Origin of the sequence: Nocardia sp. NPDC051833, from assembly GCF_040681225.1 — a bacterium.
Classification (GTDB): Bacteria; Actinomycetota; Actinomycetes; order Mycobacteriales; family Mycobacteriaceae; genus Nocardia.
Genome location: NZ_JBFAYK010000002.1, coordinates 797,497 through 824,458, shown reverse-complemented (window position 1 = coordinate 824,458; position 26,962 = coordinate 797,497). Strand labels below are relative to the sequence as shown.

Genomic DNA, 26,962 nt, shown 5'->3' with positions numbered 1-26,962 from the left:
CGGTCCAGTCGAGGGGTTGCATCCTGTACCAGAGCGGTCACGCGACGATTTGAACCAGCCAGCACCGACCTGTCCAGCAAGAACCCCGGACAAGGTCCGGTGCCGCGGCGAGGGGCGCACGGAGCAGGATCCGTCCGGGGCCTTACTAGTATTGCGGTTTAGAGCCGAGTCGGCTGGCCTCATTTCAGCTTGCACTGCTCATGGCCGACAAGATCGAGGCAGCCGGCCGAGCTGCGGCTGCCGGTGTGTGCCGCCATAGAGCACTGGAAAAGACAGACAGTCCGCTCGGAGTGGTGGCTGTTGTCTCGCTCAGTGGCAATCTGATTCGCGTGGCTAGGCAGCAGATGCCCTGTCGTATGCGGTGACAACTTCGGCGGTGCCTTCGGCGAGGGGTCGCCTGGCGAGTGTTCACTGCCTACACGCCGAGCTACCGGAAACAGCGGTTCCCGGTAGCTCGGCCTCGGTCTCGTCGCAGGTTCACCTGGCGGCCGACTCCCGCTTCGGGTACGACTGGAGGCGAGCAGAGGGGGAGACTGTGCGGGAATCGAAGAGCGCGACGTCGGTCGGTGAACGGGTGGGTGAGCGACGAGTGCGCTCCACCGAGGAATGGCTGGCCTACTTCCAGCAGAATGCGCTCCAGCAGCGCGAGATTCCGTGGCAATCGAACGGTGTCGGGGCATCTCCAGCCGAGATGGCACCCCTTCGCCGGTCGCTGCAGGCCTGGCAGCTCGGCGAAACATCGGATGGGCGACATCTGGCGGCGTCCGCGGACCGATTCGCCGCTGCCACCAATGATCCCGCGTATCGCGATGTCATCGATCTGTTCATCCGTGAGGAGCAACGTCACGGCGCGCTGCTGGGCCGGATTTTGGATGATGCGGGAATCCCACGGCGACAGGCTGATTGGGGTGACACGCTCTTTCGCAGACTTCGGTACAGCATCACCGACATCGAGGTCTGGACCACCCCGGTGGTCATGGTCGAAGTTCTGGCGATGGTCTATTACAACGCGATTCGCCGGGCGACCGGCTCACCGGTCCTGCGTGCGGTCTGCGCCCAGATCCTCGCCGACGAAGTGCCCCACGTGTGGTTGCAATGTGAGCGACTCGCGGTGCTGCTGCGCAACCGATCGCGTACCCGCTTCCGCTGCACCATGGTCGTCCACCGCGTCCTGTTCCTCGCGGTCATGCTCCTGGTATGGGTCGGCCATCATCGCGCGCTCCGCGCCGGCGGGTACACATGGCCGCATTACCGCCGGGCCGCCTACGCCAAGATGAACCGCGCGTGGCGACGGATGGATCCGCAATGCTACGTCTGGACCTGATGCGGCCCAGCATGTTTCGCTGAGGCCGGCACAGATGGCAAATGGTCCGAGCGGTCCGGTTCTGCGCCCGGCGCAGCGGCTGACCGCGCGGCGCCGCAGGTTGTCATCGATCCCCGCGACGACAACCTGGCATTGCGGCTTCTTCCTTGCCCAAAGCGCCACCCACCGGGGCGGGCAGGGCACGGCCCGCCCCGGTCGATGTGGCGGGCCGTGCGAACGCGCTCTGCCTCATCAGCCGCCGAAGTCGGCTCGGTGGTCGGTGATCCAGTCGGTGAGGGTGCGCCCGGGCCTGCCGGTCACGGAGGTGACAGGGCGTACCTGGTCGGGCACGGTGAGGGTGTCGCGCCAATAGTCGAGCAGCATCTTCATGATCGGCTGCGGGATGAACTGGGCTGTCTCGCTGACGAACTCGTCGGGGGTGATCTCGACCAGGGGGATCTCGCGGCCGATCACGGCGCCGATGGCGGTGACCTGTTCGGTGCGCGTGAGTGCCTGCGGACCGGTGATCACGACCGTCTCCCCGATGTAATCGTCGGACAGCAAGGTCTCGGCCGCGGCTTCCGCGATGTCGTATTCGTGGACCGGTGCTTGCGCGGATCCCAGGTAGGGCGCCCGGATCGGTGCGCCCGAGCGGATCTGCCAGGCCCAGGAGAGCAGGTTGTTGGCGAAGGTGCCGGGACGCAGGATCGTCCAGGCGTCTGTGCGGTCGGTGACGGCGGCCTCTACGGCGCTGTGGTGCCGCTGGCTGGCCGAGCCTCGGTCACGCGGGAACTCCATCGCCGCCGCCAGTGAGGAGAGGACCGTGAAACGGTGCACGCCGGCGGCCACGGCGGCCTCGACGAACACGTCCACCCCGTCCACCGGAAACACAAAGGCCCGATCTACGCCCTCGAACACCTGCGGGCCGAAGGTCGAGGCATCGGCGAGATCGCCCGCGACGACCTCGACACTCTCGGGCAGGTTCGCGTCCTCGGGCTTGCGGGTCAGCGCGCGAACCGACGTGCCGCGCGCGACGAGGGTGGCGATGAGGTGGCGGCCGACGGAGCCCGTCGCGCCGGTGACGAGGATGGTCATCGTTGTGTTCCTTTGCTGTGGTGCCGGGGTGATACGTCCATACTGGTCGTTGATTAGGTCATAATCTGTCCACAATTTCGGAAAGGTGATGGGATGGAGTCCACCTCGGTCGAACGCGCGTTCCGGCTGCTCGAGCTGCTGCAGACCCGCCGCTCGTGGCCGGGTGCGGAGCTGGCCGAACGCCTCGGCATCCCGGGCCGCACGTTGCGTCGTGACATCGAGCGACTACGCGGGCTGGGCTACCGGATCGCCGCGCAACGCGGTCCGGTGGGGGGTTACCGCCTCGCCACCGGAAGTGATCTACCGCCACTGGTTTTCACCGCCGACGAGGCGCTCGCGCTTGCCGCCGCACTCGCCTCGTCAGCGGCGAACGGCTCGGCAGGCGCAAGTGAGTTGGCGCTGACCGCGCTGGCCAAGATCGAGCAGGTACTCCCCGCTTCGATCACCCGCCGCATGCGGGCGCTGCGCTCGTCGATGACCCTCGGGGACGCCGCCGGGATGACACCCGGGGCCTATCCGGCACCGCTGGACGCCGGAGTTCTCGGCGTTCTCGCTCTGGCTTGCCGCGACTCCGAGCAAGTTCGACTGCGATACATGAATACCGTCGGGACGGAGGCCGGTACCGACTCCGTGCGCCGAATCGAACCCGTCGCCCTGGTGCCGCGCGGCTCTCGGTGGTATCTCATCGGCCGCGACCTCGACCGTGGCTGGCGGGTCCTGCGTGCCGACCGGATCACCCGCGCCGATCCGACCGGCCTGCGATTTCCCACGCGCACGGTTCCCGGCGGCGATCCCGCGGCGTTCTTGGCCGCCCAACTGGGAGCGCCCCCACGCCAGCACGCCGCCACCATCCTGATCCACGCCCCGATCGACCAGGTGCAGGCCTACATGGGCGGCTTCGCCACCGACTTCTCACCCGCCGTCCTCCCCTCGGGCGAGCCAGGGACGCACTGGCGCATCGCCGACACCCGACTCGAAATGCTGGCCGGTGGACTGCTCTGGGTGCGCTGGCCGTTCGAGGTGGTCGACTCACCCGAGTTGGTCGCGCTGCTGCGAGACCGAGCCGCCGCCTTCGCGGCCGCGACGGGGTCTTGAAGCACCTGCGGCGGTCGCTTCCCCCGCGAGGTGACCGCCGCTCCGAGAGGGGAACTGCGGGTACCCCTGACAGCGGGACTCTGTCGCGGCACCACGAATCTCTGGACAGTGGTTGAAGCACGACGTCGGCCTCCGACGCACAGCCGCAGCCGCTATCCGAAGGGATTGCCTCCATGAGCATCGACAACATCGTCTCGGCCACAGTAAAGACGCCGTATTGGGATATCGCCGCGAACATCTACCTGCCGCCGGGGTTCGACGAGACCCGGAAGTATCCCGTCGTCATCACCGCCCATCCGATCGGCAGCTGCAAGGAACAGACCTCCGGGAACGTCTACGGAACAGCACTCGCCGACGCGGGCTACGTCGCCGTCGCCTTCGACGCCAGCTACCAGGGCGCCAGCGGTGGTGAGCCCCGATTCATCGAAGATCCCACGCAGCGCGTGCAGGACTTCAGTTACGTCATCGACCACCTCGTCACCCTCCCGTACGTCGACACGGACCGGATCGGAGTGCTCGGAATCTGCGGTGGGGGAGGGTACTCCATCAGCGCCGCGACGACCGAACGGCGAATCAAGGTCGTCGGCAGCGTCGTCGGCGTGAACTTCGGCCACCTGCTCCATGAAGCTTTCAGCGGGTACGACCCGATCATGGCCTTGGAGGCGATCGCAGCCCAGCGCACGGCCGAAGCCCGTGGCGCCGATCCGGTTGTCGAGAATCTGCTCCCGCCCTCGGTGGAGGCCGCCGAGGGACTCGACATCGACGTGGTCGAGGCAACCGAGTACTACAAGACCGCCCGGGGCGAGCAGCCTCATGGTGCGACTCGCAGCATGATCTCGCGGCGCGCCGCGGGATACGGTTGGGACGCGTTCACCCATGCGGAAGTGCTGCTCACCCAGCCACTGTGCGTCGTCGTCGGCGACAAGCCGGGCGCGTTCGGCTCCTATCGGGACGGACTCGAGATCTACCGTCGCGCCCGGTCCGAGAAGAAGCAGTTGGTCGTGGCCGAAGGGTACTCACACTACGACCTCTACGACCGCCCCGAGCCGGTGAAGATCGCCCTCGACGCGCTGATTCCCTTCTTCGACACCAACCTCTGAATCGCGCACCGAATGCTCGGCTGGAGCGTGCGTTCATGCTCGGGCGGGGTGATCGACCTCGGTCGCGACCAGCAGAGCTCGAAAGGCCCCGGCCTCCCACAGCCGTGTGAGGGTCCGGGGCCTTCGTCGTGCTTCGACCGGCAGTGAGCTGCCCGGTCGCGGCTCGCTTGTCCGCGACTAGCGCAGAGTCAACCGACGCAATCCGTGGACAGCGATCGCGACCTCACGCAAGCCCGCTGCGCTGCCAGTACGGAGCACCACGACTATGCACAGCGTCATGTAGCAGATGAAACACAGCGAACCAAGCAAGGCAATTTCGAACACACCGACTCCTTCAGTGGCGCAGAGCAAAGATGGGTGTGCCTCAAACAGGCGTCTACTTGCCGATTGGGCACCCGGAATCAGGATGCAGCCCCATCCAGAAGTTGCAGACCAACACAGACCCACAACCTGGAGTGCCCCGCACTCGAAGCGGCACACTCCGTGCGCTATATCGACGCGGCCGTGCCAGATGCGATAACCCCCCGTAGTGGGCTGTACAGCATGAGGATCAACGTGGCGTCGCGAATACGTCTGACTGGGTTGCCCTCCAACGGCTTTCGATGGGACCCCTTGCCGATCATCATCCCGAAGGTTCTCACGGGGCGCAACCAGACATTTCGAGCCGGCCCAGAGGTTCGGGAGTGCAGGCCCAGCGTTCCGCTGCCGTCGCGGGTCAATCCCCGAACGAATAAGGGCCGAACCGGCCCCAAGCCACGAAGGCGGCCAGGACGAGCAAGACGATGTTCACCGCGACGAACGGATATTCCTTTCGCCGCTGATGAACCACGATCGCGCCCGCCATCACGAGGATCAGGCCGACCGCGGCCAATGGTGTGAGGACGGTGGCGATGCCGAGTGCTGCGGGCACGATGAGCCCCACGGCACCGAGAAGTTCCAGCGCTCCGATCGCTTTGATGGTTCCCGGTTCGAAGTTCTCGACCCAGCCCATGCCGGACTCGGCGAGCTTGCTTTTGGACTGTGCGAGTTTCAGTACGCCCGACATGGTGAACACGGCGGCCAGGAACGCGGCGACGATCCATAGTGCGATGTTCATGAAGGCACCTCTTTCTCGTGTCACTTACGGCCATCTGCCATTCTGCTGGTCGAGCGGTTCAGCACGGTGGATCAGCGACACGGATTGTTCGGCGCGGCGGGCAGTGGGATCGTGGAGTTGGTTGCGCTGGTGGGGGAGCTAGCTCGTTGCGTGCCGATCAGGCGACGGCCTGGTTGTAGGCGTCGACGATGTCTGCGGCGATGCGGCCGCGCGCGGAGACTTTATGTCCGTTTTCCGCGGCCCAGGTGCGGATCGCGGACAGATCGCTGCGGTTGCGCGCCTTCTTGGCCGGTGCGGGAGCGTTTCGAATGGTCGACTTGGCTGTGCGGCCGGTCTTGCGGGCGTGCGGAACCCATTGCTCCAAGGTGGTCCGGAGCTCGGTGGCGTTGCTGTCGGAGAGGTCGATTTCGTAGAGTGCGCCATCGATACCGAAAGTGACCGTTTCTGTAGCAGGGGTGGTGCCGTCGATGTCGTCGACGAGGTCGACTACCACTTTGCGCGCCATGCGGGAGTTCCTGTCTGGTCGAAATGGTCCGGCGCTGCCGCCGGGTGGAGGGAGCATTATCAATGACTATCTCACGCCCGCGCTTTTCCCGTGGACCGCAGTTTCGGTAATCGACCGGGAGGGTGTCGATCCCGATCGGCATACACCACAGCAATTCCGCGAACTCGAGCCGAATCGCACCGCTTTGCTGTCGATCGACTCAGGCTCGGCGCGTCTTGTCTGTTGTTGGTCACATGCCCGTTCTGAGTGTCTCTTCGGCGGTCACAATGAACGGATGCAGGTGTTCATTGCCGAGTCCGAGATCCGGTTCACGGACTACCCGTTCGTGGGCGCGTCGGTGTATCCGCACGGGACTGTCGCGGTCGGGCAGATCCGAGATGTCGACCCGGCCGCGTTGCCGCCGGAAGTCCGAACCGTGAGCGGCGAGACGTTGTTCGTCAGCGCCGCGGATCGGTCCGCGTTGGCGGAGTTATGCTCGCGCAACGCACTCCCGGTCCGCAGCCGCCCCGACATCTGGGCTGATCTGCTCGAACCTTTCCTAGACACCGCACTCGACGCCGACGCCGAGCGGTCCACCGAGGACCGGCTGCGTAGCGTGGGTTTGTCCCCGACGGAGATCATCGAGATTCGCGGTCGGGTCGAACGGGCGATGATGTCGTACAACTTCGACAGCATGCTGTGGGAATGGGTGCATCTCGGGCTCTACGATCTGCTGTCCGCCGCGGGTGGCACAAGGGCTCGTCGCGTGGCCAGGGCGACGTTGGGTGATCCGGCCGTGCTGTACGAGTGGGCGATGCGGATCGCCGATCGGTCGACCGAACGTCACTAATGCTCGACTGCGTGCGTGGGGCCGTCTCGCTGCCTGGCGCAGTCATCAGCTCGAACAGGCGGGTTTCGCGATGACCTGATGGATGTCCTCGTAGAGGATGTCGCCCGGACTTCCGGAGCGCAAGCGAGCCCACCTCACCCCGTGTGCGTCCAGAATCGCCGTGTAACCGTCTATGCGAGAGATCATTTCAGTGGCCGACGACTTGAACCAGGCCGTGGCACCCGGATGCGCCCGCCGATCGTAGACAGAAGGGTCTGAAACGCTCGGGTCGACGAGATTGGCCTGGTACCACGCATTTTCGCGCTGCCGGAACTGCTCCTGAACAGCAGTCAGGTGCCCCGCCGATGCCAGCCCGTTCACCAGGGCGAACACTCCTGGAAACCAGCCGTGACGATTAGGCACCACAGCTTGGAAGCGGATGAACAGCCGATCGGCACCTGCTACAACGGGCACAGCACTTCACACTCCGGGCAACGCTTGTAATCTCCCCAAACAGGATCCGACCATGGCACACCCGGAACGATGAATCGTCTGGTCGTCCCGCAAACGGGAACACGCTGGGGCGGAGCCGCAGCATGCGCGAGCGGTTCGCCCTCCTCCTTGACGAATCGCACACCGGCATACGGGTTGTCCGGGTCATCACTGCCCTCGTTCACCGCGCGATAGATAAACGAGTAGACCGCCTCGTACTCCACATATCGAGCCTATTCGAGAACACGCCCGCGCAACCGCGGCGAGGTTGCTCCGCCGCCACATCCGAGTTGTCCTGCGTCGGGATACCGTCGCGGTCGGTCTGAGCCCTGGCAGGCTGATGCCTCGACAGCGGAAGCTTTCGACGCCAATTTCTGCCCCGCACGGTCGCCGACAGGACGCCCACGTGGTCTACGCATCCTCGGTGCCACCGAGGGCTCATCGTTGTTGCCTACGCGCCCGGCACGGTACGGCGCAACTATTCGGTTCGAGTTCGGCGGGCGGCCGCGGACAGGCCGGCTGCGGGGAAGAGCGCGTCGAAACCGTGGAATCCGCCCGCCCAGATATGGAGTTCGGCCCGGCCGCCCGATGCCCAGATGCGGCTGGCGAATTCGACATCCTCGTCGCGGAAGACTTCGGCTGATCCCGCGTCGATACAGGTGTGTAGATCGGTGGGCGCTGCTGCCGACCCTGGCGAGCGGCCGATCAAGGCCGCCTCAGGCGCACGCGGGTGATTCCAGCGACGGGTCGTCGGCGGGCTGCTGTCCGCATGGGATCAAGAGAGCCTGTGGGACACCGCAGGAGGGCTCGAGTGGATCTCTTGGTCCGAGGGCGATCAATAGTTAGTTGCATAATGCAAGTAGTGTGTATATGGTTGGTTAGCGCAAGCAATTATTTGCAGGTGGGAGTTGACATGGCAGTGTCACCCGAGACGGCTCGAGGCCTGATCAGGGAGCTCTATTACATGGGCCGAGCGATCCGCGCTACGCTCGCGCACCCTGACGAGGGGGACCTGCTTCCCGGCGGTGTCGGCGTGCTGGGCTCACTCGAGGCCAGGGGGCCGTCTCGGCAGGTGGATCTGGCCGCGGACTTGTGTATCAGCCAATCGACACTGAGCAGGCATGTCGCCGAGCTGGTGAGCTCCGGCAATATCGCCCGCCACGCCGATCCCCTCGACGGCCGGGTCACTCTCATCCGGATCACCGACCAGGGCAGCGATCTGCTGCGGCGGGTCCGGGAGTCGCGGGCGCGGGGATTGCGCGCCGCGCTGGCCGATTGGTCCGAAGTCGAGGCCGAGCAGGCCATCGCGGTTGTCCAGAAGCTGAGGAATTCACTGGCGGCCGCTCCGCCCCACATCGCGGTGGGTGAGCGCCGACCGGTATCGACAGAAAGTCAGGAAGTGGATGTCTAGTTCAGCCGAGACCGAGACTGGGCGTGCCCCTGCCGCGATGACGCACCGCCAGGTCTTGGAGGCGATGACGGGACTGCTGGCGGCGCTGTTCACGGCGTTGCTCAGCACCACGATCGTGTCGACCGCGCTGCCAACGATCATCGGGGACCTGGAGGGGTCGCAGACCGCGTACGCCTGGGTCATCACCACGGCGTTGCTGGCCAACGCCGCGTCCACCCCGATCTGGGGCAAGTTCGCCGATCTGTTCAACAAGAAAGTGCTGGTCCAGTCGGCCATCGTCATCTTCGTCATCGGTTCGGTGATCGCGGGTTTCGCGAGCACCGTGCCGATCCTGTTGGCGGCACGAGTCGTCCAGGGCATCGGCATGGGCGGACTGACCGCACTCGTCGTCGCGATCATCGGTTCCATCGTCTCGCCGCGCGAACGTGGCCGCTATTCCGGCTACATGGGCGCGGTGATGGCGGTGTCGATGTCGGGCGGGCCCATCCTCGGTGGCGTCATCGTCGACAGCCCGCTCGGCTGGCGTTGGTGCTTCTTCGTGTGCGTGCCGCTGGCTGTCATCGCCCTGCTGCTGTTGCAACGAACCCTGCGGTTGCCCACCGAACGCAAGGAAGGTGTGTCGATCGACTGGCTCGGCGCCGCCTTGCTGACCGCGGGTGTGTCGGTGTTGCTCATCTGGGTCTCGTTCGCCGGGAAGGCGGACTACTACGACTGGTTCTCCCGCGAATCCGCTCTGTATGTCGGTTCGGGTGTGCTGCTGCTCGTCGCGACCGTCGTGGTCGAATCGCGGGTCAAGTCACCGATCATCCCGCTGTCGATCGTCACCGAACGCACCACCGGCTTGGCGATCGTCGCCTCGATCGCGGTCGGCGTCGGCATGTTCGGGTCGACCACCTTCCTCGGCCAGTATTTCCAGACCGCGCGCGGCTACTCGCCGACGATGGCCGGCGTCCTGACCATCCCCCTGGTGATGGGCATGCTCGTCGGGTCGACCGGTTCGGGACAGCTGATCACCCGGTTCGGGAAATGGAAGTCGTTCGTCGTCACCGGCGGCGCCTTGCTGGTGGCCGGGTTCGGGCTGCTCTCGACACTCGATCACGCCACCGATCTGTGGCTCGTCGGCATCTACATCGCCGTCGTGGGGCTCGGCGTCGGCATGCTGATGCAGAACCTGGTACTGGCCGTGCAGAACACGGTGAGCGTGCACAATATCGGCGCCGCGTCGAGCAGCGTCGCGTTCTTCCGCACGTTCGGCGGCGCGATCGGCGTCTCGGTGCTGGGCTCGGTCCTGGCCTCCCGGGTGACCGAACTGTCGGCGGAAGGTTTCGCCCGGCTCGGCGTGACGAGCGGCGGTTCCGCCGGTGGCGGCAGCCTGAATCTCCATGCGCTGCCTGCACCGGTCGTCACGGTCGTGCGCGCCGCCTACGGTGATGCGACCGGACGGATCTTCCTCATCGCCGCGGGTGCCGCGGTTGTCGCGCTCCTGGCGACGGCCCTGCTGCCGAACCGTCCGCTGCGCAACACGATCGACATCGATCCTGCCCTCGACCCGACGGCGAAAGCTTCTGCGTCGCAAGCTGAGACAACCGATCCGCTCGATGCCGAACTGGCCGCGCTCGCGGAGTCGGACTGGGACGGGAAGCAGGTCTGGCAAGGCGCCGAGCGGGTGCTGTCCGAGGCCGAACCGGTGCCGACGGCAGCGGGCGGTCGACACGCGACAGCCGAACAGAACGGTCATCGGGCGGTCGCGATGGACACGTCATCGCCCGCCGCGCTGCCGACCGGCGGGTTGCCCGGCACGGGCAGCGGCGTGGTGGACGGTCGCGTCCGCCGCGAGGACGGCCAGCCGCTTTCGGGTGCGGTGCTGACATTGATCGATCAGAACGGCCGTCAGGTCGCGCGGACGAGCAGTGCCGCCGATGGTGATTACGCGATCAGCGCACCGACGTCGGGTGGCTACGTCTTGATCGTGTCGGCGATGGGACACCAGCCGACCGCCGTCAACGTGGCGGTCGGCGAGCGACCCCAGCGAGTGGACCTGAGCCTGGTCGGCTCCGGTGAGCTGTCGGGTGTTGTCCGTACCGCCGGCCACGGTTCGCCGTTGCCGGGTGCCACCGTCACCGTGACCGACCCGCGTGGTGAGGTGATCGGCGCCGCTGTGACGGGTGGCGACGGCGCATACGCGTGCCACGGCGTTGTCTCGGGTGCCTATACCTTGGTCGCGGCCGCGGAGCACAGGCGTCCCAGCGCGATCACCGTGACGGTGCCCGACAGCGGCGTGCTTCGCCAGGACATCGAGTTGTCCGCGATGTCGGTACTCACCGGATCCGCCCTGGCCGACGACGGCAGGGCCGTGCCCGACGCACTGGTCAGCGTCCTCGACGCCGCGGGGGAGGTGACGGCGACAGCGCGCACCGACGAGAACGGCCGCTATGTCGTGGCCGATCTGCTCGAAGGGGAGTACACCGTGATCACCCGTGGCTATCCGCCCGTGACCGATCGGGTCAGCGTCTCCGGGGCCGAGGTCGCTCATGACGTGCGGCTCCGCTACGAGCCCGGGAACCGCTGATGAGTGGGCTGACCGGTCGTGTCCGCACGGCGGCGGGCTGGCCGGTGCCGAACGCGATGCTGACGGTGACGGATATGTCGGGCCGCCAGCTCGCCCGCAGGGAGGCCGACGAGACCGGGTCTGTGAGTACCGACCCATTGCCCGCGGGGATGCACACCGCCGTGCTCACCGCGGTCGGGTTCGAGCCGGTCGCGCGGATCGCACAGATCTCCGCGACGGGAACCGGTGCGCTCGGTGAGGTGGTGCTGGCACCGGCGGCGGCGACGGTGACCTCGCCGCCGCCGGGGCCGTGGACGATCGATCCGGCACATTCGACGGTGATCGCCACCGCGCGTCACCTGGGTATCGCCGGCATCAAGGCCCGATTCGCGCAGGTGAGCGGGCGACTCGATATCGCAGAGCCGTTCGAACGGTCCACCGGGCACGCCGAGATCGTGGCGGCGGGCATCGATACCGGCATCTCGATGCGCGACGATCATCTGCGCTCACCGGAATTCCTCGATGTCGACCGCTATCCGACGATCACGTTCACCGGTCTCGGGTTGCGCCGCACCGGCGCCGACACCTGGGTGATGCCCGGTGAACTGACACTGCACGGGCAGCGCCGCCCGATCGATCTCGCGGTGACCTACGGTGGCTTCGGGCAGGATCCGTGGGGTGGGGTGCGGGCGGCGTTCCACGCCGAAACACTGTTGCACCGCAACGATTTCGCGATCGACTACAACGCGGTGGTACGCGCGGGAGTGGCCGCCGTCGGCACCACCGTCAAGATCGAACTCGACATCGAGGTCGTACAGGGCGAACGACTGCCCGAAATGTAGCTCGAGCCTTGCCTATCCGGCACCCGGGAATGCGGGCGAGACCGGCCATCTCGCCGCGCACTGCCCAGGGATTTGTCGAGCGCTACGACAGAACGGCGACCTCGGCCGGGGTAGTGTGCTCGCCCAGCTCGGTTTCCTCGTTCGGGATCGAGGTGCGGATCAAGTGGTCGAACGCGCCGAGGGCTGCTGTCGCACCGGCTCCGGCGGCGACGATGATCTGTTTGAACGGGGTCGTGGTGCAGTCGCCCGCCGCGAATACTCCGGGAGCGGACGTTCGCCCGTGGTCGTCGACGACGATCTCACCGCGCGGGGTGAGATCGACGGTGCCGGTGAGCCATTCGGTGTTGGGCAGCAGGCCGATCTGGACGAAGACGCCGTCCACGGCGAGTGAATGCCACGCCTCGGTCGTGCGGTCGGAGTAGGTGAGGCCGGTGACTTTGGCACCGTCGCCGACGACCTCGGTCGTCATCGCGTCGAGCAGGATCTCGACGTTGGGCAGGCTGCGCAGCTTGCGCTGGAGGACCTCGTCGGCACGCAGCTCGGCGTCGAATTCGACCAGGGTCACGTGGGCGACGATCCCGGCGAGATCGATGGCGGCTTCGGCGCCGGAGTTGCCGCCACCGATCACCGCGACGCGTTTGCCCTTGAACAGGGGGCCGTCGCAATGCGGGCAATAGGTGACACCCTTGTTCCGGTATTCGGATTCCCCGGGAACATTCATCGACCGCCACCGCGCACCGGTTGCGACGATCACGCTGCGCGAGCGCAGACGCGCACCGCTCGCGAGCTCCACCTCCGCCAAGCCACCTTCGGCGGTGGCGGGGGACAGCTTCGTCGCGTTCTGCGCGTTGACGATGTCGACGTCGTAGTGGCGGACGTGGTCTTCCAACGCGGCGGCGAACCGCGGGCCCTCCGTGTAGGGCACCGACGCGAAGTTCTCGATTCCCATGGTGTCGAGCACCTGGCCGCCGAAGCGCTCCGAAACGACGCCGGTGCGAATTCCCTTCCGCGATGCGTAGATCGCGGCCGTGGCTCCCGCGGGTCCGCCGCCGACGACGAGCACGTCGAAGGGCTCCTTCGCCGAGAGGGCGGCTGCGGTGCGTTCGACCGACCCGGTGTCGAGCCGGTTGACGATCTGTTCGAGGCTCATCCGCCCGGAACCGAACGGTTCACCGTTGAGGAATACCGTCGGCACCGCCATGATCTGGCGGTTGTCGATTTCGTCCGGGAACAGGGCGCCGTCGATCGCGACGTGCTTGATGCCGGTGTTCAGCACGCACATCAGGTTCAGGGCCTGAACGACGTCTGGGCAGTTCTGGCAGGACAGGGAGAAGTAGGTCTCGAAGTTCCATTGCCCCTCGAGATCTCGTACCTGCGCGAGCAGGTCCGCGGCCTCTTTGGAGGGGTGCCCGCCGACCTGCAGCAGGGCCAGCACCAGGGATGAGAACTCGTGTCCGAGCGGGATTCCGGCGAACCCCACCTCGATGTCGGAGCCGGTGCGACGGACGGTGAACGACGGCCGGCGCGCGTCGATGCCGCTGCGGTGGTGGGTCACCAGATCCGACATGCCTGCGATCTCGTCCAGGAGCTCGGCCAGTTCTGTGGACTTGGGGCGGTCGTCGAGGGTGGACACGAGCTCGATCGGCTGGGTCACCTTCTCGAGCAGGGTCTTCAATTGGCGTGCGAGCGAGGTCTTGAGCATGCGGGTCTACTCCGGAAGTTGAGAGTTGAGGCGGGGCACGGGAGTCGGGTCCCGTGCCACCGGGGCAGCTGCGGTCGACGAATCAGATCTTGCCGACGAGTTCCAGCGACGGGGCGAGAGTGTCGTCGCCCTCTTCCCACTTGGCCGGGCAGACCTCGCCCGGGTGCGAGCGAACGTACTGCGCGGCCTTGACCTTGCGCAGCAGTTCGGCGGCGTTGCGGCCGATGCCCTCGGCGGTGACCTCGGTGAACTGGACGACGCCGTCCGGGTCGACCAGGAAGGTGCCGCGGTCGGCGAGGCCCTCGTCGTCGCGGAGCACCTCGAAGGCGGTGCTGATCCGCAGGGTGGGGTCGCCGATCATCGCGTACTTGATCTTGCCGATGGTGTCGGACGACGCGTGCCACGCCTTGTGGGTGAAGTGGGTGTCGGTCGAGACGGAGAAGACCTCGACGCCCAGGCGCTGCAGCTCGTCGTAGTGATCGGCGAGATCACCGAGTTCGGTCGGGCAGACGAAGGTGAAGTCCGCCGGATAGAAGAAGAAGATCGCCCATTTGCCCTTGATGTCCTCGTCGGAAACGCTGACGAAGGCACCGTCTTTGAACGCCTCCGCGGCGAAGGGCTTGATCTTCTTGTTGATCAGCGACATGGAAGTGGCCTCATTCCGAACGGTAGTGGGATCTTTCGATTCCCGAAGCTATAGATCGCCGATTGATAGCACTAATCAAATCATGCGAGCCTACTGATAGTCCGAGCCAATAAGGGCTGGCTGCATAATCTGGAATAGATCCAGTTAAGGTGAAAGATGTGACAGAGATCTCGCGCGCGGTTGCCGGACCGTGCGCCGTCCTGAACGCGAGGCCCTGGCCCGGGTGGGCACGTGATTGATGCCACGCTGGCTATGCAACTGGTTGCATATCGGTCGGTGTGACTCCTATCGTGCAGGAACTGACGTTCGCCCGGCGGCCCGCTCGCCGGTCCGTCCTGCCTTTCGGAGGATTCAATGGCACTGCCCCCGCAGCTTTCCGGCCGCCTTTCCCTGCCCGTGGTCGCCTCGCCGATGTTCATCGCGTCGGGTCCCGAGCTCGTCATCGCCCAGTGTCAGGCCGGGATCGTCGGATCGTTTCCGGCGCTGAACGCACGGCCCGCGTCGCTGCTGGGCGACTGGCTCGATCGCATCGTCGAGGAGAACGCGGCGTACGCGGCGGCGAATCCGGAGGCCGTGGTGGCGCCGTTCGCGGTCAATCAGATCGTGCACCGCTCCAACGATCGGCTCGAGCAGGACATGGCGGTCATCGTCGAGCACCAGGTGCCGATCGTGATCAGTTCGCTGGGCGCGCGGACGGAGATCAACGACGCGGTGCACTCCTACGGCGGGCTCGTGCTCCACGACGTGATCAACAACGAGTACGCGCGCAAGGCGATCGAGAAGGGCGCCGACGGGCTCATCGCGGTCGCCGCGGGCGCGGGCGGGCATGCCGGGACCCAGTCGCCGTTCGCGCTGATCCAGGAGATCCGGACCTGGTTCGACGGTCCGCTGTTGCTGTCGGGCTCGATCGCGCACGGCCGGTCGATTCTGGCGGCTCAGGCCGCCGGCGCCGACCTGGCCTACATCGGCTCGGCGTTCCTGTCGACGGCCGAGGCCAATGTTGTGCCCGGCTACCGGCAGATGATCGTCGACTCCACCGCGGCCGACATCGTCTACAGCAATCTGTTCACCGGCGTGCACGGAAACTACCTGCGCGGCAGCATCGTCGCCGCGGGGCTGGATCCCGACAACCTGCCCGAGTCGGATCCCTCGCAGATGAACTTCGGTTCCTCCGGCACCGATGCCAAGGCCTGGCGCGATGTCTGGGGTGCGGGCCAGGGCATCGGCGCCGTCACCGAGGCCGGGACCACCGCCGACCTCGTGGCGACGCTGCGCGGGCAGTACGAGCAGGCGTGCGGCGATCTCGCGGCCACGGTCGACCACCTCGCCGGCGCGGTGGTACCGGCCCGCTAGCGGCCCGCTGTCGCGAGTGTCCGCCGGCTCAGCGTCGAGCCGGCGGACACTGGCCTTGTGGTCGCTCGCCCTTCGGGCCGTTGCCTGCGGGCGTGGCTCGGCGGATTCGATCTCGGCGCTGCCGGAAGTGCTCCAGCGCCGCGTATATTTCAGCCGATGCACGCGTCCGACGAGCGACAACCAGTGATCTCGCGGTGGTCTGGCACGGGGCGTATGAGCCCCGGTGTGCTCGAGATCGAGGGTTCGCTGGGAAGTCTGCCGCGACATGCACACCACTCCGTGCAGGTGGCCGTCGCCCACCATGGGACGTTCGTCATCGAGGATCTCCAGGGCCGTCAGCTACGCACCAACGCGGCGATCGTTCCCGCCGATCAGCCGCACGCGTTCAGCGCCACCGGGGCCTGGGGCGTCGTGGCGCACGTCGAGCCCGAGTCTTCGCTGGGCGCCGAGCTGATCGAGCTGGTAGACGATCCATCCCACTCGCTCGCCTGGCATCAGGCAGGACAGATCCTGACCCAGGGCCACAGTGCGTATGTGGAAGGGCGCCTGCGTTCTCCCGGAAACACCTCGCACCCACTGCATCCGGGCGTCGCCGCTGCGCGCGACCGTCTTCAGGTCGAGCTGGACTCACGCCCCATCCGGCTGCACGACCTCGCCGCGGCCGTTCATCTGTCGGAGAGCAGGCTGTCCCATCTCTTCGCCGAGGCGCTCGGCATCACCTTCCGGGCGTATGTCGGATGGCTCCGGCTGCTCCAGGCGACCGCGGCGGTCGCGCAGGGCCGGACGCTCACCGAGGCGGCGCACCTGGCGGGGTTCACCGACAGCTCCCACCTCACCAGGACGTGTCGCCGAACCTTCGGCGCTCCGCCCACCGCGTTCAGCACGATCCGTTGGGAGATCCTGCCGATGTAGCAGGTTGGTCCAATCCTGGACACCGGGAAACGGCGAGGCTCGAGCAGACCGGAAAGGAACTGCTCGTGACCACATCACCCCTCGTCGACTCCTTCACACCGGATGGCGGCGGCCCCCGACTCACCTCACTGCACTGGGTCCCGCGCGGGCCCGCGCGGGCCAGTGTCGTCCTCCTGCACGGTCTCGGCGAGCACGCCGCCCGCTACGACACCACGGCTCGGCTGTTCACCGCGGCCGGTATCTCCGTACTCGCGATGGACTACGAAGGATTCGGGCGATCCGACGGACGCCGCGGCGACGTCCGCTACGAGTCGACGGCACGGGCCGTGGACCACCTCATCTCCCACGAGCGTGCGCGAACGGGCGGCGCTCCGGTCGTGCTGTACGGGCACAGCCTGGGCGGGCTCTACGCGTTCCTCTACGCGGCGGACCGGCCGGGGGCGGACGTGGCCGCGGTGGTGGCGACCGGACCCGCTTTCGACTCGGAGCTGCGCAACCAGCGTCTCAAGGTGGCCGTGGTCAGGAGCCTGGGCCGTGTCTTCGCCACCCTGACAGTGCCGAACGGGCTGCGGTTCGAGCGGGTCAATCGCGACCCCGCCGTCGTCGCCGAGCGGTACGCCGATCCCTTGGTCCACGGGCGAGCGACGGCACGCTTCGCGATCGATGTGCTGGCACAGATGGATCGGGTGGCATCGGCTGCCAGCCGAGTCGCCGTACCACTGCTCGTGGTGCACGGCGACGCCGATCTGATCAATCCGATCTCCGCCAGCCGCCGGGTGGTCGACCTCGTGCCGTCGGCGACACTGAAGACCTGTCCAGGGGTGTACCACGGGGTGGAGGACGAACCCGAGGGGCCGGTCATCCTGGCCGAGGTCATCGCATGGATCGACCGGACCCTTCGCGGCGAAGGGAGCCCGGGGTAGCCACTCCGCGAAAGCCGGTGCGGCACTTGGATACCTGCTTCCGAACACGACGTGTACCGCTGTCGGTTCACGCTTACTGCCGCGCTCGAACGGCTTCAGCCGGGTTGGTCGCTGACAGTGCGGTGCGGGGCCAGGTCCAGGCGTACCGCAGGATGAGGACGAGAAGGACCACTTCCAAGACGACGCCGAGGCCGTAGAAGAACAGCCAGGACTCGCCCGTCGCGTTGAACGCCGTGACGGGGACGTAGAGCGAAGCCACGACGAGGTTGGCGACGCGGCTCACCCCGGCGGGCAGCGTCATCGACAGGAAGATCATGAAGATCGGGACGGCCATGAGGGTCAGGGCCGTGGTCGAAAACGTCTGGGAGAGATCGAATTCGAAGACCTTGCCGGCGAGGATCTCCTGGATGACGCCGGGCGTGAAGAAGTTGAGAATGTCCACGTAGGCGTACAGGAACATGAAGCTCGTCCACGCTGCGGCGAGCTTGGCTCGCACCGGCATCGGCAGTTCGTCCAGCGTGGTGGGTTGACGTGTGCTCATCATGGGCTCCGTTGTAGGGCGGATCGGTAGGTCCACGATCGCCGAGCTCGGCGCGGGGCACACCGGCCCGGAGGCTGGAGTTCGCCTGGCCGATGGCATGATCTCCCTCTCGTACTTTCGGCGGGTCCGCCGAGGCGCGCCGATCCCTATGCTGAAGCCGTGGTCACTGTCCGGCGCTCCCTCTGGCACGAGCCGCGGCCCGGTGACGCCCCACCGATCGGTCGTCTCGACTGGCTGCTGGTGGGCGTGTTCGCGGCCGCCGCCGCGGTCGAGAGCATCGTTCGGCCGGACCTGGCCTGGCGACCCCTGGTAGCGGTGCTCGCCGTGGCGCTGGTACCCGCCCTGCTCTGGCGGCGAAACCACCCGCTGCCGACCGCCCTGGCCGGCTGGGCTGCCGCCGGGCTGCTCTCGGTCCTGCAGCTGACCGCGCATGCCGGGGACCTCGGCCTCTACGCCATGATGGCCGACTTGATCCTGCTCTACGCCTTGGTGCGGTGGGGCTCGGGCCGGGAGATCGTCGTCGGGACGGCGTTCGTGGCCGTCGTCGTCGCGCTGGGGATGTACGCCTCCTCCGCGGGCTGGGCCGACGTTTTCGGCGGCACTGTCCTGTTGCTGTTGTTCGTCGCGCTGGCGGCGGTGTTTCGCTACCGCGCGGACCTCTGGCGCCGCCAACAGCGCGAGGTGCGCAATCAGGAGCGGGTGGCGCTGGCGCGCGAGCTGCACGACACCGTGGCCCACCACGTCTCGGCCATCGCGGTGCAGGCGCAGGCCGGGCGCGTGGTCGCCGCCGTCCAGCCGGAGAAGGCTGTCGAGGTCTTGGCCGCGATCGAGTCCGAAGCGTCGCGAACCCTGGCGGAGATGAGGTCCATGGTGCGGGTGCTGCGTGCGGAGGAACCCGTCGCCTACGCACCGCAGCCGGGTGTCGCGGACCTGCGGTCCCTGGCGCGCCCCGACGCGATGCCCACCGTCGAGGTCTCGCTGGACGGTTCGTCGACCCGGCTGGCACGACCCGTGGACGCCGCGCTCTACCGGCTCGCACAGGAGTCGCTGACCAATGCCGTCCGGCACGCCCGCAGCGCGACCCGCGTCGGGATCGTCGTCTGCCGAGAGGGCGACACCGTCCGGCTGCGGGTCGTCGACGACGGACTGACCGAGCCGGGCCCGGTCCCGAAGCCCGGATTCGGCCTGCTCGGCATGGCCGAACGCGCCCAGCTCCTCGGCGGATCGCTGTCCGCGGGGCCCGGGCCCGAGGGTGGTTGGGTGGTCGAGGCGGTACTGCCCGTGGCGGCGCCGGCATGAGCATTCGTGTGGTCGTCGCCGACGACCAGGACCTGGTCCGGACCGGGCTGGTGATGATCCTCGGTGCGCAACCCGACCTCGAGGTCGTGGGGGAGGCGGCAGACGGGCTCACAGCGCTCGACCTGGCGACCCGGCTGCGTCCCGATGTGCTCCTGGTCGACATCCGGATGCCCGGGCTCGACGGCATCGAGGTGACGCGACGCCTCGCGGGGCCGGGCGTCACAGACCCGATGGCGGTCGTCGTGATCACCACCTTCGACCTCGACGAGTACGTCCTCGGCGCACTGCGCGCCGGCGCCCGCGGCTTCCTGCTCAAAGACGCCGGGCCGGAACTTCTCGTGCAGGCCATTCACGCGGCCGCCGATGGGGACGCGCTGATCGCCCCCAACGTCACCCGCCGGTTGCTGGCGACCTTCGCCGACCAGGCGCCGGTGGTACCGGTCCAGCCCATCGACCCGCTCACCGACCGCGAGGAGGAGGTGCTCGCGCTGGTGGCCCGCGGCCGGACGAACGCCGAAATCGCCACCGAGCTCTTCGTCGGCCTGAGCACGGTCAAGAGCCACGTCGCATCGTTGATGGGCAAGCTCGGCGCCCGCAACCGCGTCGAGATCGCGATGTGGGCGTATGACACCAGACGTGTGCGAGCCGACTAGCGGCGGAAGTCGGGTAGGGGCTTTTTCAGGGTGAATTTCCGGGTCTTTCCGGGATCCGGAGATCGAAACTGATTGTTACGGTCCGTGCATGTACCGAGATTCCCGCTCTCCGACAACCAATTCCGGTCCGCGTGACCGGTTGTCGACGTCGCGGTCGAAGCGAAGGTGTGCCAGAGGTGGTGGGCAGTCGTGACGACAGTCCGTGCGCGCCGCGGTTCTCCCGGATCGACTGTCACCGATGTCGCGTGGTTCTTCGCGATCGCCATCGCGCTGTGTTACGCGCTGTCGGTTCCGATGGTCTTTCGGCTCGTCTCCGCGGATTTCGACAACCTGATCGTTCCGATCCTGCAACTGACCCCGCTGCTCGCCGCGGTCATCCTGTGGCTCGCCCGACGACCCGGAACCTTCCGGGCGACCTTCGCCACCGGGTGGCGCGGCACACCCAGGTGGGCCGGTATCGGCATCGGCCTCATCACCGCGATCGCCGCCATCCAGACGGGCATCGCACTGGCAGTGGGGATCTGGCCGCTCAACCCGCTCGACCAGATCCTGATGGCGACGGTGTGGGTCGTTCCGGTGTTCGTCCTGCAGTCGGTCTTCGCGATCGGCGAAGAGTTCGGCTGGCGCGGCTGGCTGGTGACCCGTGCCGCGTCCTGGGGTTTCTGGCCGCTGGCCCTGGTCAGCGGTGCGGTCTGGATCGTCTGGCACCTGCCGGTGCTCGCCGTCGTCGGTGACCGCCCACCGTGGGACATCGTCATCTATTTCGCGGGCATGCTGCCGTGGGCGCCGCTGCTGCTCGCCCTGCGCTGGCGGTCGGGCAGTGTCTGGCCGGCGGTCTTGACACACGGAGCCATCAACAGCGTCCGGGTGTTCCTGCTGCAATCGGTTCCCGATGCGACAGATCATCTGCTCATCGAAGTGATCGGTTGGGTGCTGACACTCGCCGCCGCGCTGTGGCTGATGCGCACGAGCCCGGCGCCGGTCGTCCAGGGCGCCGATGGAACTCGCGCCCTTCCACAGCTCGGCGGCGAGAAGCGGGTATCCGACCGGCCGTGACCGAGCCCGCGAAACCGGTAGGCGGCCTCGAATCATGGTGTGCCGGATCAGGAAACGACGACAGCTCGCGCACCGTTCTCGCCGGCGCAGTAGTCGACCGCCTTGCCGATGTCGCCGAAATCGAAGGTCTCGGTGACCAGCTGGTCCAGCAGCAGCGCGCCGCTCTGGTAGAGCTCGACGAGATGGGGGATGTCGCGTTTGACATGGGCCGAGCCGTACAGGCAGCCCTTGACCGTCTTTCCGGACATGACGACATTGTTGAAGACCTCGTCGACACCGACGCCGGGCCCGGCGCCGACGAGCACGGCGGTGCCACCACGCCGTGCCATCGCGACGGCCTGGTTGACCGTCTCCTGCCGCCCGGCCACCTCGATGACGACATCGGCGCCCCGGCGGCCGGTGAGCTGCTGGACCTTCTTGACCACCTCGGGGCCCGCGGTGAGCGTGTGGGTCGCGCCGAGTTCGGTGGCCAGGGCGAGCCGGTCGGCGTGGACATCGATGGCGATGATGGTGGTCGCGCCCGCGATCCGGGCGCCTTGGACGGCATTGAGACCCACACCGCCGCAACCGATGACCGCGACAGCGTCACCGACACGAACACCGCCGGTCTTGACCGCGGCGCCGAATCCGGTGAGCACGCCACAGCCGAGCAGGGCGGCCGAGGCGATCGGCACCTGGTCGGAGATCCGGATGGCCGCTCCGGCGGGGACGACGGTGCGCTGGGAGAAGGTGCCGAGTCCGCAGAACTGCCGCACGGGTGTGCCGCCGAGACTCATCCGGGTGCTGCCGTCGGGCATGGTGTGGGCGCCGAGCATGGTCCGGGGGCGTCCGCACAGGTGTTGTTCGGCGCGCTGGCAGTAGAAGCAGGTGCCGCAGCTCGCCAGCCAGGACAGCACCACGTGGTCGCCGACGGCGAGGTCGTCCACGCCGTCGCCGATCTCGACGACGACACCGGCGCCCTCGTGGCCGAGCACCAGCGGCAGTGGCGCGGGGAGCTTGCCGGAGAATACGCCGACGTCGGAATGGCAGACGCCGGTCGCCTTCACGTCGACGACGACCTCACCGGGGCCAGGTCGCGCGATCTCGATGTCGGCGAGCCGGAGCGGGCCGCCTGCCAGTTCGAACAGTGCTGCTCGTGTCATGTGTTCTTCTCCGTTGTCGTGGTCTGCCCGTAGGTATCGCGCAGAACGTTCTTGAGGACCTTGCCGTTGGCATTGCGGGGCAGCTCGCCGACGACGTAGAAGTGTTTGGGCACTTTGTATTTCGCGAGCCGCTCACCCAACCAGGTGCGCAGCGCGTCGATGTCGACGGAGCTGTCCTCCGCCGCGACGATCAGCGCGGCCCCGACTTCGACATAGCGCTGATCCGGGACCCCGATGACGGCGGCGTCCGCGACATCGGGATGTCCGGACAGCACCATCTCGATCTCGGCGGGGTAGACGTTCTCGCCGCCGCTGCGGTACATGTCCTTGGCGCGTCCGGCGATGGTGAGGAAGCCCTCGGCGTCGATGCGCCCGAGATCGCCGGAGTGGCACCAGCCGTCGACGAAGGTGGCGCGATCTGCTTCCGGACGGTTCCAGTAGCCGATGCTCACCCCGCCGCTGCGGACACAGATCTCACCGACTTCATCGGTGTCGGTGAGCGAGCCGTCCGGCCGGATCACCTTGATCTCGGTCATCGCCTGGGGCGTGCCGATGCTGCTCTCGTGGCCGCGCGCGACATCGAATTCCAGGCTGGTGCTGACCGCGCCGCCTTCGGTGAGGCTGTAGGACTGGACCAGCTCGACGCCGGGCAGGCGCTGCTCGAGCTCGTCGTAGACCCAGGGCATCACGATGTCGCCGCCGGTGACGATGCGCCGCACGGTGGGTGGGACGCGATGGATGAGGTCCTCGCTGCCGCGCAGCAGGTCGAAGAGCATGAACGGATACAGCAGCACGTCGGTGGCCGCGTGCCGGTCGGCGACGTCGAGGAAGTTCTCGAGGGTGAAGTTGCCCGACGGGAAGGTGATCGCGGTGCCGTGGGCGATCAGGGCGGGCAGGAGCAGGACCTCGAAGCCGCCGGCGTGGAACAGGGGACCGCTGGTCTGGCAGACGGTGTCGCTGTCGATGCGCCAGCGCTGGGCCTGGATCGAGCCGATCCACAGGGCGTTGCCGTGGGAGAACAACGCACCCTTGGGCCGACCGGTGGTTCCCGACGAATACATCAGTGACACCGGGTCTTCGGCGGAGACGACCGGGAAGCCCGCGGCATCGGAAGCCTGCGCGGCGAACACCGACAGCGGCGTGGCGTCGGCGCCGGTCTCGCCGCGCACGACATAGGTCGAGACCGCGACGGTGTCGCGGAGGGCGGCGACGACGGGGGCGAACTCGGCATCGAACACCAGGACCCGGGGCTCGGAATCGCTCAGTGCGAAACGCAATTCCGGTTCGGTGAGTCGCCAATTGAGGCGCACCGCGATGGCGCCGACCCGGCCGATCGCCAGGTAGAGCGCGATGTAGTCGGTGCAGTTGCGCAGGAGCAGACCGACCCGATCGCCTTTGCCGACGCCGGCCTGCTGCAGCGCCCGCGCGTAGCGCAGCTCGGTCGCTCGGAGTTCGAGCCAGCTCAGGGCGGGTTCGCCGCCGAGCGCGACCGCGGGCTTGCTCGGGTCGACGGCGGGTATCTGCGCGGCGATCGCGTCGGTGATGTAGTTCAGGCTCATCCCCATGGGACGCTCCGGTGTGTGCGTCGGCAGTGACTCATTCGTGGTGATCCTTGTCTGCTAGCGGACCGCTCCGGCGGCGCGGAGGGCTTCGATCTCGGATGGGTCGAAGCCCCAGTCGGCGAGTGCTCGAGTGGTATTCGTTCCCGCCGGGACCGAAGGGCCCTGCACGGCGCCGGGGGTGCGGCTGAATCGCGGCGCGGGTGCGGGCTGGAGGACGCCGTCGACCGGAAGGAAGCTGCGCCGGGCCGTGGCATGCTCGTGCTTCATCGCTTCGTCCAGGTCGAGGACCGGGGTCGTGCAGGCCTCCCGCCCGGCGAAGGCGGCTTCCCACTCCGCACGGGACTTGGTAGCGAACACCGCCGCGAGCAGCGAGCGCATCCGCGGCCAGTGCGCGCGATCCCACTGAGAGTCGACGAGTTCCGGTTGCATACCCAGTACCTCGAGCAGTTCGGCGAAGAACGGGGACTCGATGGCTCCCACGGCCATCCAGCCGCCGTCGGCGGTTTCGTACACGCTGTAGAACGGGGCACCGCCGTCGAGCATGTTCGTCCCGCGCTCGAGACCGTGCATCCCCGCCTGCCGCTGTCCGTAGAATACGCCGCCGAGCAGCGCGATCCCGTCGACCATCGCGGCGTCGACCACTTGGCCGCGGCCGCTGCCGCGCGCTTCCCACAGCGCCGAGAGCAGGCCCATCGCGAGCATCAGGCCGCCACCGGCGTAGTCGCCGAGCAGATTCAGCGGGATCGCAGGCGCGCCGCCCGCCGGGCCCATGGCGGCGAGCAGTCCGGACAACGACAGGTAGTTCAGATCGTGCCCGGCGGTCTGGCTCAGCGGCCCGTCCTGTCCCCATCCGGTCGCCCGGCCGTAGACCAGACGTGGGTTGCGGGCGAGGCAGGTCGCGGGGCCGACGCCGAGGCGTTCGGTGACGCCGGGCCGGTTGCCTTCGAGGAGCGCGTCGGCCTGCTCGACCAGCCGCAGCAGGGTTTCCACGCCGTCGGGGTGCTTGAGATCGATGGCCACCGATCGTCGCCCGCGGTCGTTGACGAACGCGGGCTGGCGGCCGTTGCTCGCGCCCAGATCGGTGCGCAGCGAGCCCACCGCGCTGGGCCGGTCGACGCGCAGGACCTCGGCGCCGAGATCGCTGAGTAGCATCCCGCACCACGGTCCCGGTCCGAGCCCGGCCAGCTCGATGATTTTGAGTCCGGTCAGCGGCCCTCTGGCCTGCGGCTCGGAGTCGGCGAGTCGGTTCACGGGCTCACACCGCCCCGACGAGGATCTGCTGGAGTTCGGTGAACCCGAGAATCCCCTCGGGCCCCGATTCGCGGCCCCAGCCCGACGCTCCGACGCCGCCGAACGGCGCGCTCATCGCGGGACCGAAGGAGTTCACCGCCACGGCGCCCGCGCGGATCCGGCGCGCCACCTCGATGCCGACCGCGGCGTCGGCGGTGAACACCGCACCCGACAAACCGAAGGCGGTGGCATTGGCCAGGCGGACGGCGTCGTCGAGATCGCGGTACACCTGCACGGCGGTGACCGGCCCGAACACTTCGCGCTGGACCAGGTCGGAGTCCTCGGAGACGTGGGTGAACAGGGTCGGCTCGTGGAACCACCCGGTAGCCAGATGCGCGGGCCGCTTGCCCCCGGTCACCAGTCGTGCGCCGTCGGCTTCGGCCCCGGCGACGAAGTCTTCGGTGCGTCGTAGCGCGGCCTCGCTGATCAACGGACCGAGATGTGTCTTCGGGTCCAGCGGGTCACCGATGGTCAAGCGCTCCCACCCGGCTCGCAGGCGGTCGATCACTTCGTCGTGCCTGCGCTCGGAGACCAGAATCCTGGACAGGAGCGCGCACACCTGGCCCGCGCCGTTGGTGGCGCCGGGAACCAGCGCACGCAGCGCCCGGTCCAGCGGTGCGTCGTCGAGGATCAGCGCGGGGGACTTGCCGCCGAGTTCGAGCTGGGTCCGGGCGTAGCGGCCGTGGGTCGCGGCGAGCACGTCCTGTGCGGCGGTGTGCCCGCCGGTGAGCGAGACCATGTCCACCCGAGGGTCACGGGTCAACGCCTTGCCCACCTCGACCGGTCCGCAGACGATGCCGACCACACCGGCGGGGAAGCCCGCGCGCACCGCGCAGTCGGCGATCAGCGCCATCGTCAGATGCGATTCGGGCGCGCCTTTGATCACCACGGGACACCCGGCGAGCAGGGCGGGAACCACTTTGGACGCGATGGTGACGACCGGCCCGTTGTACGGCAGGATCGCCACCACGACACCGACGGGTTCCCGGCGCAGCAGCACCTCGCCGAGTTCGGACGGACGGCGTTGCTCGCTCAGCATCGTCTCGGCGCTGTCGAGGGCCGACCGCCAGGCCGCGGTGGTGCCGAACCGGTGCAGCGCCCGGCCGTGACGCAGCGGCATCCCGGCCTCGACCGCCCACACCACCTCCAATTCGGCGGCGCGGGCGTCGATCAGCTCGAACCAGCGCGCCGTCGTCGCGATCCGTGCGGAGAGCGGCGTGCGCGCCCACGTCTCGCGCGCGGCGTCGGCGGCGTCGACCGCCGCGATCGCCTCGGCCACCGACGGGTGGCGGACGACGGTGACCGGCTTGCCGGTCGACGGCGCGACGACGGTGTAGCCGTCACCCGTGGCAGGTCGGAACACACCGCCGATCAGCACTTCGTCGGCATGCGCGACGTCCACTCCGGAGATATCCACGACTCCACTCCATCTTCTACCGGTGATGACGACCGGCGGTCCGAACCGATGCGGCGAATCATCACGCATCCAGAAGTTCTACAGATGAGTAGATTATATAGAATATCCCCGAATGGCAAGGTGCTGTCGTACGGGGCGGAGACCACGGGGTTCGCTAGACTCGCCGGAGTG

Annotated in this window: 24 protein-coding genes; 13 read left to right on the top strand and 11 right to left on the bottom strand. The window is 67.6% G+C overall.

Annotation, left to right across the window (positions count from 1 at the left end; translation table 11 throughout):
- Positions 1–535: 535 nt before the first annotated feature.
- Positions 536–1,324, top strand: a complete 789-nt coding sequence (locus AB0L91_RS21940) for a ferritin-like domain-containing protein (protein ID WP_365012640.1) — start codon at positions 536–538, stop codon at positions 1,322–1,324.
- Positions 1,325–1,555: 231 nt separating this feature from the next.
- Here the strand turns inward: AB0L91_RS21940 and AB0L91_RS21935 are convergent, their stop codons facing one another.
- Positions 1,556–2,398, bottom strand: a complete 843-nt coding sequence (locus AB0L91_RS21935) for an NAD(P)H-binding protein (protein ID WP_365012637.1) — start codon at positions 2,396–2,398, stop codon at positions 1,556–1,558.
- A gap of 93 nt (positions 2,399–2,491) precedes the next feature.
- On the opposite strand from AB0L91_RS21935, the gene AB0L91_RS21930 reads away from it, so the two are divergent.
- Together AB0L91_RS21930 and AB0L91_RS21925 are read left to right on the top strand one after the other, a co-directional pair.
- Positions 2,492–3,493 (top strand): WYL domain-containing protein, encoded by a 1,002-nt coding sequence (locus AB0L91_RS21930; protein ID WP_365012634.1) that lies wholly within the window; start codon positions 2,492–2,494, stop codon positions 3,491–3,493.
- A gap of 173 nt (positions 3,494–3,666) precedes the next feature.
- A complete protein-coding gene (locus tag AB0L91_RS21925) occupies positions 3,667–4,593 on the top strand; it encodes an alpha/beta hydrolase (protein ID WP_365012631.1) in 927 nt (308 codons plus the stop codon).
- A 715-nt stretch (positions 4,594–5,308) separates the two neighbouring features.
- On the opposite strand, the gene AB0L91_RS21920 is transcribed toward AB0L91_RS21925, so the two are convergent.
- Positions 5,309–5,689 carry a DoxX family protein gene (locus AB0L91_RS21920; RefSeq protein WP_365012629.1) on the bottom strand — a complete coding sequence of 127 codons (381 nt, stop codon included), beginning with the start codon at positions 5,687–5,689 and terminating at the stop codon, positions 5,309–5,311.
- A gap of 157 nt (positions 5,690–5,846) precedes the next feature.
- Entirely contained in the window at positions 5,847–6,194 is a 348-nt protein-coding gene (locus AB0L91_RS21915; protein WP_365012626.1) for an Lsr2 family protein, read from the bottom strand.
- Here AB0L91_RS21915 and AB0L91_RS21910 point away from each other — a divergent pair.
- Positions 6,193–7,023, top strand: coding sequence for a hypothetical protein (locus AB0L91_RS21910; protein WP_365012625.1), 831 nt, complete (start codon positions 6,193–6,195; stop codon positions 7,021–7,023). The two genes, AB0L91_RS21915 and AB0L91_RS21910, sit on opposite strands and share 2 nt — an antisense overlap.
- Before the next feature lie 45 nt (positions 7,024–7,068).
- Here AB0L91_RS21910 and AB0L91_RS21905 read toward each other — a convergent pair whose 3' ends face one another.
- Entirely contained in the window at positions 7,069–7,476 is a 408-nt protein-coding gene (locus AB0L91_RS21905) for a hypothetical protein (protein WP_365012623.1), read from the bottom strand.
- A 931-nt stretch (positions 7,477–8,407) separates the two neighbouring features.
- Between AB0L91_RS21905 and AB0L91_RS21900 the strand changes: the two genes are divergently transcribed.
- Genes AB0L91_RS21900 through AB0L91_RS21890 form a run of 3 tightly spaced genes read left to right on the top strand, consistent with a single transcriptional unit; the run spans position 8,408 to position 12,295 of the window.
- Positions 8,408–8,905, top strand: a complete 498-nt coding sequence (locus AB0L91_RS21900) for a MarR family winged helix-turn-helix transcriptional regulator (protein WP_365012617.1) — start codon at positions 8,408–8,410, stop codon at positions 8,903–8,905.
- A gap of 37 nt (positions 8,906–8,942) precedes the next feature.
- Entirely contained in the window at positions 8,943–11,474 is a 2,532-nt protein-coding gene (locus AB0L91_RS21895) for an MFS transporter (protein WP_365013678.1), read from the top strand.
- Positions 11,474–12,295, top strand: a complete 822-nt coding sequence (locus AB0L91_RS21890) for a YceI family protein (RefSeq protein ID WP_365012614.1) — start codon at positions 11,474–11,476, stop codon at positions 12,293–12,295. The genes AB0L91_RS21895 and AB0L91_RS21890 overlap by 1 nt, the downstream gene beginning before the upstream one ends.
- A gap of 82 nt (positions 12,296–12,377) precedes the next feature.
- Here AB0L91_RS21890 and ahpF read toward each other — a convergent pair whose 3' ends face one another.
- Together ahpF and ahpC are read right to left on the bottom strand one after the other, a co-directional pair.
- Positions 12,378–13,997: an alkyl hydroperoxide reductase subunit F gene (ahpF, locus tag AB0L91_RS21885; protein WP_365012611.1), complete on the bottom strand. Its 1,620-nt coding sequence runs from the start codon at positions 13,995–13,997 to the stop codon at positions 12,378–12,380.
- 82 nt (positions 13,998–14,079) lie between these two features.
- Entirely contained in the window at positions 14,080–14,643 is a 564-nt protein-coding gene (gene ahpC / locus AB0L91_RS21880) for an alkyl hydroperoxide reductase subunit C (RefSeq protein WP_355272893.1), read from the bottom strand.
- Between the two features lie 354 nt (positions 14,644–14,997).
- On the opposite strand from ahpC, the gene AB0L91_RS21875 reads away from it, so the two are divergent.
- From AB0L91_RS21875 to AB0L91_RS21865, 3 genes are all read left to right on the top strand, one after another.
- Complete coding sequence (locus tag AB0L91_RS21875) at positions 14,998–15,996, top strand: nitronate monooxygenase family protein (protein ID WP_365012608.1); 999 nt, start codon at positions 14,998–15,000, stop codon at positions 15,994–15,996.
- A gap of 225 nt (positions 15,997–16,221) precedes the next feature.
- On the top strand, positions 16,222–16,908 hold the full coding sequence (locus AB0L91_RS21870) for a helix-turn-helix transcriptional regulator (RefSeq protein WP_365012605.1): 687 nt from the start codon (positions 16,222–16,224) through the stop codon (positions 16,906–16,908).
- Between the two features lie 65 nt (positions 16,909–16,973).
- On the top strand, positions 16,974–17,831 hold the full coding sequence (locus tag AB0L91_RS21865) for a lysophospholipase (protein WP_365012603.1): 858 nt from the start codon (positions 16,974–16,976) through the stop codon (positions 17,829–17,831).
- Between the two features lie 73 nt (positions 17,832–17,904).
- Here AB0L91_RS21865 and AB0L91_RS21860 read toward each other — a convergent pair whose 3' ends face one another.
- The gene (locus AB0L91_RS21860) at positions 17,905–18,372 is read right to left on the bottom strand and encodes a DUF6326 family protein (protein WP_365012601.1); all 468 of its coding nucleotides are present in this window, start codon (positions 18,370–18,372) and stop codon (positions 17,905–17,907) included.
- A gap of 159 nt (positions 18,373–18,531) precedes the next feature.
- Here AB0L91_RS21860 and AB0L91_RS21855 point away from each other — a divergent pair, with 159 nt between their 5' ends.
- The 3 genes from AB0L91_RS21855 to AB0L91_RS21845 all read left to right on the top strand — a co-directional run bounded on the left by AB0L91_RS21855 (position 18,532) and on the right by AB0L91_RS21845 (position 21,380).
- A complete protein-coding gene (locus AB0L91_RS21855) occupies positions 18,532–19,671 on the top strand; it encodes a histidine kinase (protein WP_365012598.1) in 1,140 nt (379 codons plus the stop codon).
- Positions 19,668–20,324, top strand: coding sequence for a response regulator transcription factor (locus AB0L91_RS21850; RefSeq protein WP_365012596.1), 657 nt, complete (start codon positions 19,668–19,670; stop codon positions 20,322–20,324). The genes AB0L91_RS21855 and AB0L91_RS21850 overlap by 4 nt, the downstream gene beginning before the upstream one ends.
- A 189-nt stretch (positions 20,325–20,513) precedes the next feature.
- Entirely contained in the window at positions 20,514–21,380 is an 867-nt protein-coding gene (locus AB0L91_RS21845; protein ID WP_365012594.1) for a type II CAAX endopeptidase family protein, read from the top strand.
- Positions 21,381–21,427: 47 nt separating this feature from the next.
- Here the strand turns inward: AB0L91_RS21845 and AB0L91_RS21840 are convergent, their stop codons facing one another.
- From AB0L91_RS21840 to AB0L91_RS21825, 4 genes are read right to left on the bottom strand one after another with little or no spacing between them, the layout of a single operon-like run.
- Complete coding sequence (locus AB0L91_RS21840) at positions 21,428–22,522, bottom strand: Zn-dependent alcohol dehydrogenase (protein ID WP_365012592.1); 1,095 nt, start codon at positions 22,520–22,522, stop codon at positions 21,428–21,430.
- A complete protein-coding gene (locus tag AB0L91_RS21835) occupies positions 22,519–24,087 on the bottom strand; it encodes a class I adenylate-forming enzyme family protein (RefSeq protein WP_365012588.1) in 1,569 nt (522 codons plus the stop codon). The genes AB0L91_RS21840 and AB0L91_RS21835 overlap by 4 nt, the downstream gene beginning before the upstream one ends.
- Before the next feature lie 54 nt (positions 24,088–24,141).
- A complete protein-coding gene (locus tag AB0L91_RS21830) occupies positions 24,142–25,335 on the bottom strand; it encodes a CaiB/BaiF CoA-transferase family protein (RefSeq protein WP_365012585.1) in 1,194 nt (397 codons plus the stop codon).
- Between the two features lie 4 nt (positions 25,336–25,339).
- A complete protein-coding gene (locus tag AB0L91_RS21825) occupies positions 25,340–26,791 on the bottom strand; it encodes an aldehyde dehydrogenase family protein (protein WP_365012583.1) in 1,452 nt (483 codons plus the stop codon).
- Positions 26,792–26,962 lie beyond the last annotated feature (171 nt).